The following is a 12180-nucleotide window of genomic DNA, read 5'->3' as shown; positions in this document are numbered from 1 at the left end:
AGATACATGTACGGGGTAAGCATTTCCGCTTCTAGCGGAAAAGGATTGCATTTAGAAGTGGGATGTAATCGTATACACTGAACTTGTAAGAAATAGAAACGAAACTGGCAGAGGTGAGTGAAATGGACGAGTATCAGGAAATTATTATGGGTATAATAACCAACTCGGGAATCGCCAAGAGCAAGGCAATGGAAGCTATAGCTCTTGCTCAGGAAGGCCAAGCGGAACAGGCGTTAGAACGTCTGAAAGAATGCAAGGACGAGTTGGTGGAAGCGCATAAATCGCAGACAAGACTGATCCAGCAGGAAGCAGGCGGAACTGCACACGAAGTGACACTGCTGATGGTGCATGCGCAGGATCACCTGATGTCGGCTATTACGACCAAGGATTTGGCCGGACATATTGTGGAATTGTACAGCAGATTGAACCGATATGAAGCAGCGGCTCTTCATAACACTACAATCAAGGAGGACTAACGATGAAACAGATTACTCTGGTGTGCGCAGCGGGAATGTCAACAAGTATGCTGGTACAGAAGATGCAGAAGGCCGCCCAGGCCATAAATGCCGAGGTGGAGATCAGAGCCACCTCTGAAAGCTCCTTCAAGGAGTATGCGGACAAGACGGATGTGCTGCTGATTGGGCCCCAAGTCGGCTATTTGGAAAACGATTTTAAAAGCAAATATGAACCTAAAGGCATTAAAGTGGCTGTAATTAACCGGATGGACTACGGAATGATGAATGGCGAGAAAGTGCTGACAGATGCTTTGAATCTGTAAGGTAATTTCATCAATTGGAAGCGTTATCTACTGAGTGGAAAGATGAAATTCTAAAGCAGGAGTTGAACGGATATGGCAAATGAACAAATGCTATCCCATAAGCTGCAAAGATTTGCGGGCAAAATCCAGCAAAATCGCTATATGAGCGCAATTTCGAACGGACTGATGTCGACACTCCCATTTTTGATTGTCGGGGCATTCTCGACGCTGTTCTCCGCGCTTGCCTGGGAGCCTTATCAGAACTTTATTGCACCGGTAAAGGGCATCATCGGTTTGGCATCAACCATGACCACGGGTATCATCGCCTTGTACGCCGTATTCTTCATTGCTTACAGACTGGCCCAGGCTTTCGACAAGGACCCGCTGGTTCCTGCTGCGACTGCGCTGCTCTCGTTCCTTATCCTGACGCCGGTTGAGACCTTCGAGAAGGTTCGGGCGCTGCCGCTTCAATGGCTTGGAGCCCAGGGGTTGTTTGTGGCCATGTTTGTCGGCTTGCTCGCTTCAAGACTGTATATATGGATTGTCGATCGTAACTGGACCATTAAAATGCCGGAGGGGGTTCCGCCTACGGTCGTCAAAACCTTTTCCGGCTTGATTCCAGCAATACTTGTAGCCCTCCTCTTCGTCGTAATCTCCGGCTTGTTCATGCAGACATCTTTTATTACGGTCCATCAATTTATTTATACCTATCTGCAAGTGCCGCTGGAAGGGCTGGGCGGATCGCTGGGGGCCCTGATTATCGCGCTGATCATTATGCAGACACTCTGGATGTTCGGGATTCACGGAGCCATCGTGACTCTGGCTATCGTTAAGCCTATCTGGATGAGTCTGGATCTTGCGAACCTTGACGCATTTCAGGCCGGTGCACCGTTGCCGAACATTATCGGACTGGCGTTCTGGTACATCTTTGCAAATTATGCACCAATGCTCGGCTTCGCACTGCTGCTGGTCTTTCTGGCCAAGAGCAAGCAGCTGCGCACAATTGGGAAATTGGGCCTCCCGGGGACGTTCTTCTCGATACACGAGCCCCTGAACTTCGGCATACCGGTCGTTCTGAATCCGCTTCTGGCGGTTCCGTTTATCGCTTCCCCTATCGTTTGTGTGGTGCTGGGGTATGTTGCGACCACCATCGGATTGCTGCCGGCACCTATCGGGATTTATCCTGCATTTGGAACCCCGATATTTGCTCTGGGATTCATTGAGGGCAGTTGGAGGCTTGCGGCTGCACAGCTTGTGCTCATTCCCGTTTGTATGCTGATCTATTATCCATTCTTTAGAATACTCGACAGACAGGCGCTGGAGAGGGAACGTGAAGCACAGGAGAACTCGGAACAGGAGGAAACGGCCGGAGTCAATGCCGGAGCAGTCACCTCATAAGCGGAAAACAAACCGGAAAACGGCGATAAAACGCCGTTTTCTTCATTACTCCAAGAGGAGGGAACAATCGTATGATCAAGCTTGGCATAGCGGAGAACAAACGTTATTTCGTCAGCGGGGGAGCTCCGTTTTTCTACCTGGCGGATACGGTTTGGAGCGCATTTACCAATATTACGCTGGAGGAATGGAACTATTATCTGGACTACAGGAAAAGCCAGGGTTTTAATGTTCTCCAGATCAACCTCCTGCGGCAGTGGGATGCCAGCGGCAGTGATTTGAAGCTTGAGCCGTTTGCGCTATGCGAGGATGGCACTTATGATTTTTATTCGTTAAATAATGAATATTTCGCAAGGGCCGAGCAGATGGTGGAAATAGCGGTAAGCAAAGGTTTTGTGCCGGCCCTGGTCCTGCTCTGGTGTAATTATATTCCGGATACCTGGGCGTCCAAAATCCGGGAGGATAAAAAGATGCCGCTTGATGCAGTGAAACCTTATGTGCGTTATGCAGCGGACCGCTTCTCCAAATACTGCCCGATTTATGTTGTGAGCGGGGACACGGACTTTCCATCCGAGCGGGCGAACGAATATTACCGGACCGCACTTCGTGCAGTGAAAAGCCACAGCCCGGAGTGCTTGACCACCCTGCATATTCAAGGAAGAACATCGGCGGTGCCGGACGAATTCATAAATGATCCTGATCTGGATTTTTATATGTACCAGTCCGGCCATAATTCGCAGTTTCAGCCGATGGCCTACACCTTGGCCTTGGATTTCAATCGCAAGCCGGTAACGCGGCCGGTGTTAAATTCGGAGCCTTGCTACGAAATGATGGGTTACAGCCGCCAAGCTTACGGCCGGTTCAACCGTGCCGATGTGCGGAAGGCTGCCTGGCAAAGCCTGTTATCCGGGGCGGCTGCAGGTGTAACCTACGGAGCGCACGGAATTTGGAGCTGGCATAAGAAAGGAAGACGATTCGGAGTTACCGGGGAAGGGTTTGACAGCCCCTATGATTGGCAGACCGCCTTGAAATTTGAGGGGGCTTGGGACTACGGATATGCCAAGTGGCTGTTTCAGATGTACGGGCTAACCGATTTGCGGCCGTGGGATATCGTGCTTAAGAATACGGAAGAGATCCGGGCGGCTGCGAATGCAGATTTATCGAAGATCGCTGTTTATGTCCCCGTCAACACCGTTTTGAAGTTAAATGCAGACCTTGGTGAATACGATTTCACCATCATTGACCTTGAACACCGCCGAGTCGCGGCAGCTTCATTAATTGTTAAAGAGAAAACGACAGTAATTGATATGCATGATTTCGAAAGCGATGTTCTTTTGATCGGTGTGAAAAGATAATCGCAAAACAATAATCATATGAGGTGATATAGAATGGGGCTAAATCCTAACTTTCTGTGGGGCGGCGCAACTGCGGCAAATCAAAGTGAAGGGGGATATAATTTAGGAAACCGGGGTTTGGCAAATGTTGATTTATTGCCTACGGGCAGTGATCGGGCAGGGGTAATGGCTGGGAAACTTAAAATGCTTGAATTTGATGACCAGCACTTTTATCCGGCTCAAGAAGCAATTGATATGTATCATCACTATATTGATGACATCAGGTTATTTGCAGAAATGGGCTTTAAAACTTATCGCCTGTCGATGTCATGGACTAGAATTTTCCCTAACGGGGATGATGAGAAGCCGAATGAAGAAGGGTTAACCTTTTATAAGAATATATTTCTGGAATTACGTAAGCACAATATCGAGCCATTGGTAACTTTAGCCCATTTTGATGTTCCGGTTAATCTTATCCAAAAATACGGTTCATGGCGTAATCGGAAAATGATCGGTTTTTTTGAGAACTATTGCCGTACCGTATTCAATCATTACAGAGGGCTGGTAAAATACTGGCTGACCTTTAATGAAGTGAATATGATACTGCATGCACCGTTTTTGGGCGCCGGCTTGTGCTTTGAACCGGATGAAAATGAAGAACAGGCCAAATATCAAGCGATGCATCATGAATTAATAGCCAGTGCTGTTGCCACTAAAATAGCGCATGAAGTGGATCCCGGGAATAGGATTGGCTGTATGCTGGCAGGCGGTAATAATTATCCTTATTCTTGCCGTCCGGAGGATTATGCGAAAGCAATCGAAAAGGATCGGGAGAATTATCTGTTCATTGACATTCAATCCCGGGGCGCCTATCCGAATTATGCACTAAAGAAGTTTGAACGGGAAAATATTCATATTGTGATGGAACAAGGGGACCGGGAACTATTAAAGCAGAATACAGTTGATTTTATTTCGTTCTCCTATTACTCTTCCAGGGTTGTTGCCACCGATTCATCTGTTTCACACGAAACGGCTGGAAATATATTTAAATCCATTAAAAATCCTTATTTGAAATCCTCCGAATGGGGTTGGCAGATCGACCCCTTGGGATTAAGATCAGCGCTGAATGTTTTATATGACCGCTATCAGAAGCCATTATTTATTGTGGAAAATGGGCTTGGTGCGGTGGATACGCCAGATGAAAACGGCTATGTCGAGGATGATTACCGGATCAACTATCTGCGCGAGCATATTAAGGCGTTCAAAGCAGCAGTCGAAGAAGATGGTGTTGAGCTGATGGGGTATACGACTTGGGGATGTATTGATCTGGTTAGTGCCACCAAGGGCGAAATGAGCAAGCGTTATGGATTTATTTACGTGGATCGTGATGATGAAGGCAACGGGACACTGAAACGCAGCAGGAAAAAATCATTTTATTGGTACCAAAAGGTTATCCGAAGCAACGGTGAAGATTTAGAATAACTGATTTAAGGACAGAGACTGGCCTATTCGCAGCATGATCTGCGGATATGGGCAGTCTCTGTTTGCTTAACATATTTATTGTGCTGGTTTCCCGGCGGCCTCTTTGGCAAAAAAGTTCGGCAAATACTCCTTGTTCGCTTCCAGCATTTCGTCCAGCATCGCTATGGCTACCTCTACAGAAGGCACAAGCGGATGGTGCGCCAGCGCCTGGATAGCCAAGCTGCGGTCTCCGGTTACGGCGGCGTCGATGGCGAGCTGCTCGTAGGTTTTGACGGCATGGATCAGTCCCTTGGCCATTGGCGGAACCTTGGTCAGCGGAAGTGGAAGCGGTCCGGTCTTGGTGACAACGCAGTTGACTTCAATGCTGGCATCGTCCGGCAGGAAGCCGAGAATGCCGCGGTTCGCAACGTTCAGCGTCTGGATGTCGTTCGTGCCATTGTGGAGCGAGCGCATCAGGTTGACCGCTGCCTCGGAATAAAAGGCCCCGCCGCGCTGCTCAAGCTGCTTCGGCTTTTCGCTTAGCTCAAGATTGCTGTAGATTTCGAACAGCTCTTCCTCTACGCGTTTCACTACCTCGGCGCGGTTGCCGCCTTGCTTGAACGACTCCAGCTGCTCTGCGAGCATGGCATCGGTCATATAGAAATATTTCAGGTAGTAGGAGGGCAGGGCGTGCAAGGATTGCAGAAACTCAGGATTCCACTCCCGGGCAGGTACATTCTTCGCGCTGTAGCCGGCGGTATCGGCGAGCATTTCATCCAGCTTGTCTTCGCCTTCCACATCAATGCGGGTGATCCAGTGCAGATGGTTCAAGCCGACGAATTCGGCATAGATCCGGTCGGGAGCGGCATTGTATTTGGCCGACACCTGCTTGATCAAGCCGATGGGGGCGTTGCACAGTCCGATGCTTTTTACGTTCGAATATCTCAGTACGGCCTCGGTAACCATGCCTGCCGGATTGGTGAAATTGAGCAGCCAGGCATTCGGGGCCAGCTCCTCAATATCCCGGCAAATGTCCAGAATTACGGGAATCGTACGCAGCGCCTTCAGCATGCCGCCGGGACCGGTTGTTTCTTGTCCGATCACGCCATATTTCAGGGGGATCGACTCGTCGCGCGCGCGGGCATCCAGCATGCCGACACGAATCTGCGTGCTGATGAAATCCGCGCCTTCAATAGCCTTGCGGCGGTCTGTTGTGAGGTGGACTTCAATGGGAAGCCCGGATTTCTCAACCATACGCTTAGCGAGGCTGCCGACAATGTTCAGCTTGCGCAGGCCGGGCTCGATGTCCACAAGCCACAGCTCGCGGACGGGAAGCTCCTTATGATGAAGAATGAAGCCCTCGATAAGCTCCGGGGTATAGGAAGAGCCGCCGCCGATTACGGCGATCTTAAGACCTTGATTAGCTGCCAAGATAAATCACTCCTGTCTGGCTGTGATGGGAATCGCTTCGAAATCCTGAAACACACGCATCTTATCATGAATATCTGCCGTCACAGTGATGCCGCCCTGTTCCAGGGCCGACCAGACGGCGCCGACAACGGGCTCTGTAGCCAAGGTGACAACGGAAGCGCCCGGGGCCACTTTATGCACAGCCTGCTCAATGGGGCCGCGAATCCAGCCCCGGTCGCCCCGGGTTAGCAGGCTTCCCGCAAGGACCACGTCAAAGGTCTCGTTCTCCATACCCAGCCTGTGAATTACGGCAGCAGCGGCTTTGCCCAGTTCTACCCCCTGGCGCTCCAGAATGGCAAGCGCGGCGGCATCGCCCCCGGCCGCAGCCGGGAACAGCAGGCGGGCGGCGTCCAGCGGCACGGACTTTCCGTGGTCAAGGAAATCATTGTACATGTCCTCCACCCGCCCATAGCCGAGCAGCTTCAGCAGCGGCTCCGTAAGCAGCGTAGGCGCCTCGCGCCCGTCCCAGGCCCGGAGCACGGTGCGGAACACCTCGATGTTCAGCGCCCCGCCGCCGCCGAAATCGCCGTACATATAGTCGAAGCCGCCGCATTGGTAATGCTGGCCTTCGCGGCTGCGTCCAGCGGCGTTCGTGCCGGTGCCGCAGATCAGGGCCACGCCGTAAGGGCGGTCCGTCCCCGCCCGCAAGCCGATCATCGGGTCGCCACTGATCGTATACCGGGTGAATCCGATACCGCGGATCAGCGGATGCAGGATATCATAATCCGTCTTGCGGTCGGCGCCGGCGAGTCCCAGGTAAGCATGGCTGAGATCGCCAAGCAGGAGTCCGGCTTCCGCCAGCGCCGCGAAGGCGGCGGCACGGATGTTGGCTGTGGCCTTTGCGGCTCCCGTCTGGTGGTTCCCGTTTCCGCTCCTGCCCTTGCCGAGCACATTGCCGTGCTCATCGCAGAGCAGGGCGTAGGTTTTGCTTCCTCCGCCATCGAGCCCCAAGTAGTAAGTCAATGGTCGTCACTCCTAAAGTTTTGTAGCTCACGCTTCCTTGATATACTTCGCAAAACTCGCTTCGAAAGCATACGCTTAGTTTTGTAGCATGCGCGAGGTAGATTCACGCACAATCAGCTCCGGGTCAATCCGAATTCCTCCGCCGCGTTTCATAGTTCCGCTGATGCGCTTCAGCAGCATGTCGGCGGCGGCCACGCCGATTTTGTCAGCGGGCTGACGCAGGGTCGTCAGATGGGGGCGGAGCTGCGAAGCGATGATGTGGTCGTCATAGCCGATGACAGCCACTTCTTCCGGCACGCGGATTCCGGCTTCCATTAAGGCGTTGATCACGCCGAGGGCGATGTTGTCATCGCCGGCAAATACGGCGGTGGGCAGCTTGCCCTCCGACAGCCAGCGCCGCGCGGTGTCGTAGCCGTTGGCGATTTCGAAATCGCCGTGAACGATTTCAAACGGCGCAAGGCCTTTTTCCTCCAGCGCCTTCAGGAAGCCTCCCCGGCGTTCTCTTGTGCTGCGGAACATCTCTTGACCGCAGAGATGGGCGATTGAGGTATGCCCCAGCTCCAGCAGATGGCTGGCGGCGGCATACCCGCCCTTGAAATTATCGACGGTAATGGAATAGCTGTCATTCCCCGGCTGCTGATTGTCGATCAGCACATAAGGAATGCCGCGCCGCTTCAGCTCCACGATATAATTGTCCTCTTTCATCGGCGAGAGCAGAATCAGGCCGTCTACCCGGTCCTCCTGGATCAGATAGTGGCTCTCGTCCGAGCCGATGCCGGTAGAGACGGAAATCGCCAGGAAATATCCGTGCAGCGCAAGCAGCTCATTCAGCTCTTTGACCACGGCATCGAAGAAGGAATCCTGCAGTGTAGTTACTATCAGGCCGATGATGCCGGTCCTGCCGCTGGCCAGGCTGCGGGCCGCCGCGTTGGGGCGGTAATCCAGTTCTTTTATCGCCTCCAGCACCTTCTGACGGTTCTTCTCGCGCACCGAGCCTGCTCCGTTTATGACCCGGGATACCGTGACAACGGATAATCCGGATTTTTTGGCTACATCAAAAATACTCACTTTCATCTTAGGCGCTCCTTGCGTCGGATTTTCCGAACCTTGTACTCTACCTTCAGTATACAGGGCTTGCCGAATATCCGCTAAACGTATGGGCTTATCTTTTAATAATCTCAGTCACTTTCTGCTGAATCACCGGCATCACCTCTTCCAGCGTCTTGTGTCCGGTCTCGACCGGCTGCAGCTCGTTGATGAACATGTCATTGATCTGCGAGTAGTTGGTGATCAGGTGATTGTAGGATTCATAGCCATATTTAACCGCGCCTTCATAGACCTTTTTCACATCTGCCGGATCAATGCCGTCAAAATGCTTGTAATAGACCTCCGCAGCCTCGGTGTTCACCGGCGGATTGCCGCCGCTTAAGTCAATGGATTTCTCCTGAACCTCAGTGGTCATCAAATATTTGATCCATTCAAAAGCTTCCTTCGGATGCTTGGAATCCTTCAGAATCAGCAGCGGATCGACGAACAGCGTGCTGCGCACCTTGTCATTGCCACCCCACGGCACAGCGGCTACGCCGATGCTGAAGGGAAAGTCATTAGCGCCCGCAAGGTTCCAGGAGCCGCCGATGGACATGCCGATTTTGCCTGCGACGAAGGGATCGCCGTTCTGTCCCGCTACGCTTTTGCTCCACTCGGAGGTAGGAGAGACCTTATCCTTGAAGATCAGATTGAAGAGCTTCTGGTAAGCGGCAATCACCTTGGGAGAGTCAAAATAGGTCTCGGAAGGCACGCCGCCATTCGTCCAGGTATCTGCGGAATAAGGCTCAGCTCCAAAATACAGCGGCCGCATATCGCGCTCAGCCCAGGTGAAGTCCACGCCGTACTGGGTTTTGGCAATGTCGTCAGAGACGACGGTCATTTTCTTGGCTTCTTCGACCATTTTGTCAAAGGTCCAGCTCTTGTCCTCGTAATCGCTTGGCGGGTAAGGGAGCTTCGCGGCATCGAACATGTCTTTGTTATATAGCATCAAGGTAACATACATGTTGACGGGGATGCCGTAGGTGCGGTCTTTGACGGTGTAGATTTTCATCAGATTGTCCGGGATGTGATAATCCTCCGGCTTGAAGCCGTCTTCCTTGATCAGGTCGGTCAAGTCCAGCAGCATGCCTTTGTTGTAATATTCAGCGAAGCCGCCATACCCGTAATGGCTGGTCACATCGGGGGATTTGCCCCCGGCAATCAGGGTCTGGAGCTTGCTGTCGAACTGCTCGTAGGGTGCTTTTTCCACCTTCACCTTGATGTTCGGGTGCTCCTTCTCGAAGTCGGGAATCAGCTTCTCAATGAAGGTCCGGTCCTCGGAATCAATGGTGTAGTGCGTAATCGTCACCGGTTCTCCCGAGCCGCTGTTCCCGGAAGCCCCATTGTTCCCCGTGGCAACGTTGCCTGCCGATTTGCCTCCGCTGCAGCCGGATAATGCCGCCACTGTGAGGCCTGCTGCAAGGAGCAGCGCGGATATTTTCCTCTTACGGTTGTTGTTCATCAGTCAATCCCTCCATGATTTCAAGTGATATTATTTCTGGAATGAACCGCCGGATTAGGGCGGATATTACTTGATGCCTGTCAGCACGATGCCTTCCACGAACTGCTTCTGGGCGATGGCGAACAGCGTTACGATAGGAAGCATCGCCAGTACGGAAGCGACCATCAAGAGATGCCACGGCGGAATACGGAAGCGCGATGAGGTGAGCGAGGCCATGCCGACGGGAAGCGTGAATTTGTCAGATGAGCTTAAATAGAGCACCGGTGTAAGCAGGTCGTTCCAGCTGTAGATAAAAGCAAAGATCGCCACGGTCGCCAGTGCCGGCCCGGACAGCGGCAGAGCTATGGTCCACCATATTCGCAGCTCGCCGCAGCCGTCGATCCGCCCGGCATCGAACAATTCCTCGGGCAAGGTGGAGAAGAATTGCCGCAGCAGGAAGATATTGTACGCCGAGCCGAAGAATGCAGGCACGATCAGCGGCAGGAAGGTGTCGATCCAGTTCAAGTGGGAGAAGAGCACGAACTGCGGAATCATGATCGCCGGATAGGGCAGCATCATCGTGCTCAGCAGCAGGATGAACAGGAAGCGGTTGCCTCTGCCCTTGAACCGGGCGAACCCGTAAGCGACCAGCGCCGAGGAGATCAGGGTGCCAATGACGGTGAACACAGCGATAATCAGGCTGTTCTTGTACAGAGTGCCGAACTGCAGCGTTTCAAAAATATCTCTGTAGTTGCTCCAAGCCCAGCTCTCCGGCAAAAAGGTTGGCGGGAACTTCAGCATTTCGCGCTTCGATTTCAGCGAGGTGGAGACCATGAAGAACAGCGGCAGCAGCATAAGGAAGGTAGTAATCAACAAAGTGATGAAGCTGGCTGCTTTTACGGGGTCCATTCTTCGGCGGTGCGCGGAAGCGGCAGCCGGGACGTTTGTCATTTTGACGGTGCTCATCGGTGTCCGCCTCCTTCGTAATGAACATAACGGTTCGACAGCTTCATAATAATGGCCGTGCATAACATAACAACGATCAGCAGCACCCAAGCGAGGGCGGAGGAGTATCCGGCGCGGTATTCCTTAAAGGCGCTGGTGTAAAGATTGTAGACGTAGAACCAGGTGGAGTAATTGGGACCGCCTTGTGTCATGACAAACGCCTGGGTAAAGACCTGGAAAGAGTCGATCAGGCCCATAATGAGCTGGAACAGCAGCACAGGCGAGATCATGGGCAGCGTGATGTTTAGAAAAATTCGGAACCGTCCGGCTCCGTCGAGGTTGGCGGCTTCGACTAGACTTGCAGGCACACCCTGCAGTCCGGCCAGGAAAAGGATCATGCCTGAACCGGCGGTCCAGAAGGACATGATGATCAAGGCGTACAGCGCAGTATCCGGGTTCATCAGCCAGGCCGGGCCGTGAATGCCGAACCAGGAGAGCATATAGTTGAAGAGGCCGATCTGCGGATTGAAAATCCAGTACCAGAGGAGCGACATCGCCACCCCGGACACCATGCTTGGAAAATACATCGCGGTGCGGAAGAACCCTCTCAGAGGGATGGTCTGGTGCAGCAGCAGTGCGAAGCCGAGGGCCAGCAGGAGCTGGATGGGTACACTGATGAAAGTATATTTTAGCGTGACCGTGACCGATTTCCAGAACAGCTCATTATGAAACATCTCCGTGTAATTGGCGAGTCCGATGAACCTGGGCGGGTGGATAATGTCATAATCGGTGAAGCTGTAGTAGAGCGACGAAAGAATGGGGTACAGGGCGAAGATAAGAAACCCGATTAGCCAAGGAGAAATGAACATATACATGTAAAAAGTCTGCCGCCGGCCTTCACTCTTAATCACAGACACACAACCCTTCTTATTGGAAAGTATAAGCGCTTTAATTTTTAGGACAAACAGATATATCTTGATATTTAAAATAAGGGTTCGCGGAAACTAAAGTTTAATCGCTTAAACTTTATAAGCAACCTGTTGAGATTATCATAGAGGATGGGGAGAAAATAATCAACCCTAAATTCACGGAATAAAGCGCTACCAGTAAGAAAATATGACGTGTTGTTGCTGAATCAGTTATTTGCGCGAGGGTAATTTAGAAGATAATGGTTTGTTATGTAATGTAATGTTCCATATATATGTCGTGAGCTTGCGTTGAATTTAAGCATCTTGTCAGCCGCTAAAGGGGGCTTCTGGAACAACAACGGCAGAAATGCCGTTGTTGGGAGAGCCGAGGCCGGGAGTGGCGTGAACAACGGCAGGTCA

At 52.1% G+C, this 12180-nt stretch carries 11 protein-coding genes; 5 read left to right on the top strand and 6 right to left on the bottom strand.

Annotated elements, in window-relative coordinates:
- Nucleotides 1-122 precede the first annotated feature (122 nt).
- The 5 genes from ACX1DY_RS22655 (at nucleotide 123) to ACX1DY_RS22635 (ending at nucleotide 4968) form a co-directional block, all read left to right on the top strand.
- Nucleotides 123-476: a PTS lactose/cellobiose transporter subunit IIA gene (locus ACX1DY_RS22655; protein ID WP_458966460.1), complete on the top strand. Its 354-nt coding sequence runs from the start codon at nucleotides 123-125 to the stop codon at nucleotides 474-476.
- A gap of 2 nt (nucleotides 477-478) precedes the next feature.
- Nucleotides 479-778 (top strand): PTS sugar transporter subunit IIB, encoded by a 300-nt coding sequence (locus ACX1DY_RS22650; protein ID WP_458966459.1) that lies wholly within the window; start codon nucleotides 479-481, stop codon nucleotides 776-778.
- Between the two features lie 72 nt (nucleotides 779-850).
- Nucleotides 851-2155: a PTS sugar transporter subunit IIC gene (locus ACX1DY_RS22645; RefSeq protein ID WP_458966458.1), complete on the top strand. Its 1305-nt coding sequence runs from the start codon at nucleotides 851-853 to the stop codon at nucleotides 2153-2155.
- 71 nt (nucleotides 2156-2226) lie between these two features.
- Nucleotides 2227-3507, top strand: a complete 1281-nt coding sequence (locus ACX1DY_RS22640; RefSeq protein ID WP_458966457.1) for an apiosidase-like domain-containing protein — start codon at nucleotides 2227-2229, stop codon at nucleotides 3505-3507.
- A 33-nt stretch (nucleotides 3508-3540) separates the two neighbouring features.
- Complete coding sequence (locus ACX1DY_RS22635; RefSeq protein WP_458966456.1) at nucleotides 3541-4968, top strand: 6-phospho-beta-glucosidase; 1428 nt, start codon at nucleotides 3541-3543, stop codon at nucleotides 4966-4968.
- A gap of 75 nt (nucleotides 4969-5043) precedes the next feature.
- On the opposite strand, the gene ACX1DY_RS22630 is transcribed toward ACX1DY_RS22635, so the two are convergent.
- From ACX1DY_RS22630 to ACX1DY_RS22605, 6 genes are all read right to left on the bottom strand, one after another.
- Nucleotides 5044-6378, bottom strand: a complete 1335-nt coding sequence (locus ACX1DY_RS22630; RefSeq protein ID WP_458966455.1) for a 6-phospho-beta-glucosidase — start codon at nucleotides 6376-6378, stop codon at nucleotides 5044-5046.
- Nucleotides 6379-6384: 6 nt separating this feature from the next.
- On the bottom strand, nucleotides 6385-7380 hold the full coding sequence (locus ACX1DY_RS22625; RefSeq protein ID WP_458966454.1) for an N-acetylglucosamine kinase: 996 nt from the start codon (nucleotides 7378-7380) through the stop codon (nucleotides 6385-6387).
- Nucleotides 7381-7455: 75 nt separating this feature from the next.
- Entirely contained in the window at nucleotides 7456-8454 is a 999-nt protein-coding gene (locus ACX1DY_RS22620) for a LacI family DNA-binding transcriptional regulator (RefSeq protein WP_458966453.1), read from the bottom strand.
- Nucleotides 8455-8542: 88 nt separating this feature from the next.
- Nucleotides 8543-9928, bottom strand: coding sequence for an ABC transporter substrate-binding protein (locus ACX1DY_RS22615; RefSeq protein ID WP_458966452.1), 1386 nt, complete (start codon nucleotides 9926-9928; stop codon nucleotides 8543-8545).
- 66 nt (nucleotides 9929-9994) lie between these two features.
- The gene (locus ACX1DY_RS22610) at nucleotides 9995-10873 is read right to left on the bottom strand and encodes a carbohydrate ABC transporter permease (protein ID WP_458966451.1); all 879 of its coding nucleotides are present in this window, start codon (nucleotides 10871-10873) and stop codon (nucleotides 9995-9997) included.
- Nucleotides 10870-11727 (bottom strand): carbohydrate ABC transporter permease, encoded by an 858-nt coding sequence (locus tag ACX1DY_RS22605; protein ID WP_458966495.1) that lies wholly within the window; start codon nucleotides 11725-11727, stop codon nucleotides 10870-10872. Before ACX1DY_RS22605 ends, ACX1DY_RS22610 begins: the two co-directional genes overlap by 4 nt.
- Nucleotides 11728-12180: the final 453 nt, after the last annotated feature.

The sequence above is a fragment of the Paenibacillus sp. BAC0078 genome (assembly GCF_054483875.1).
Note: the sequence above shows the minus strand (reverse complement) of the source record. Positions and strands in the feature narration are given on the sequence as shown.

Bases quoted from the DNA above. Each gene is read 5' to 3' on its own strand.
- ACX1DY_RS22655 (WP_458966460.1), top strand. From the start codon at position 123: ATGGACGAGTATCAGGAAATTATTATGGGTATAATAACCAACTCGGGA.
- ACX1DY_RS22650 (WP_458966459.1), top strand. From the start codon at position 479: ATGAAACAGATTACTCTGGTGTGCGCAGCGGGAATGTCAACAAGTATG.
- ACX1DY_RS22645 (WP_458966458.1), top strand. From the start codon at position 851: ATGGCAAATGAACAAATGCTATCCCATAAGCTGCAAAGATTTGCGGGC.
- ACX1DY_RS22620 (WP_458966453.1), bottom strand. From the start codon at position 8,454: ATGAAAGTGAGTATTTTTGATGTAGCCAAAAAATCCGGATTATCCGTT.
- ACX1DY_RS22640 (WP_458966457.1), top strand. From the start codon at position 2,227: ATGATCAAGCTTGGCATAGCGGAGAACAAACGTTATTTCGTCAGCGGG.
- ACX1DY_RS22610 (WP_458966451.1), bottom strand. From the start codon at position 10,873: ATGAGCACCGTCAAAATGACAAACGTCCCGGCTGCCGCTTCCGCGCAC.
- ACX1DY_RS22615 (WP_458966452.1), bottom strand. From the start codon at position 9,928: ATGAACAACAACCGTAAGAGGAAAATATCCGCGCTGCTCCTTGCAGCA.
- ACX1DY_RS22605 (WP_458966495.1), bottom strand. From the start codon at position 11,727: ATGTATATGTTCATTTCTCCTTGGCTAATCGGGTTTCTTATCTTCGCC.
- ACX1DY_RS22635 (WP_458966456.1), top strand. From the start codon at position 3,541: ATGGGGCTAAATCCTAACTTTCTGTGGGGCGGCGCAACTGCGGCAAAT.